A 740-nucleotide genomic window follows, 5' to 3' on the forward strand; every position below is an offset into this window, starting at 1 on the left:
AATCAATTATCCAATCTACTCCCATAATCTCATCTATAAAAGGAAGCATACCAAATTCATCAGGTTTTAAAGTCTTAGCTAAGGTTTTAATCTCTTGTTCTCTTAAAGGATTTTTATGCACTCCTACTAAACCACTTCCTACAGCAATATCAGCATAACCATAAATAGCACCTAATAAATTAGGTTTATCTAATATACTACTTCCTCCACTTAATTGTATATAAAGTATAGTAGCTTGGATAAATCTTGCATTAAAACCATTTTGAGACATATCATTAGCTAGATATTTATAATCACCTAATATTCCTGCTGCCATACCCCATTCATTATGAAATAAACTTGATCTTAGATTATGTTTATTATCATCTACTATTCTATATAATTTTTCATATTTAGGATCTACATTTCCTTTTTCATCTACAGCTCCTATAGCTTCATAAGGTATATCTATAACAACACTTCTTATACCACTTCTAATGACTAAATACTTATATCTTTCTTTTTTAGTTTTTAAAGATTTATAATAAGCTTTTTCTGCTTTAGTCCAAGGAGCTATGCTTCCTTTTATAGGATCTTTTAGATAAATACTTTGCCAATCTTTAAACTCAAGCAAAGTAGAACTTTGCCCTGTGTAAAGATTAGGATCTAAATATCTGGGTTGATAGTCTTTATAGGGAGAGTTTCTTAATATACGATCAGCTTCAAACAAAGCTTTAGAATATTCTTGGGTGTATTTGCCT

1 pseudogene is annotated in these 740 nt (G+C 29.6%); it reads right to left on the minus strand.

Annotated features, from left to right (window positions below):
* Positions 1–740: pseudogene (locus tag L8X97_RS08285) on the minus strand (hypothetical protein); the annotation flags it as partial.

The sequence above is a fragment of the Campylobacter sp. CNRCH_2013_0671h genome (assembly GCF_025773055.1).
GTDB lineage: Bacteria > Campylobacterota > Campylobacteria > Campylobacterales > Campylobacteraceae > Campylobacter_D > Campylobacter_D lari_D.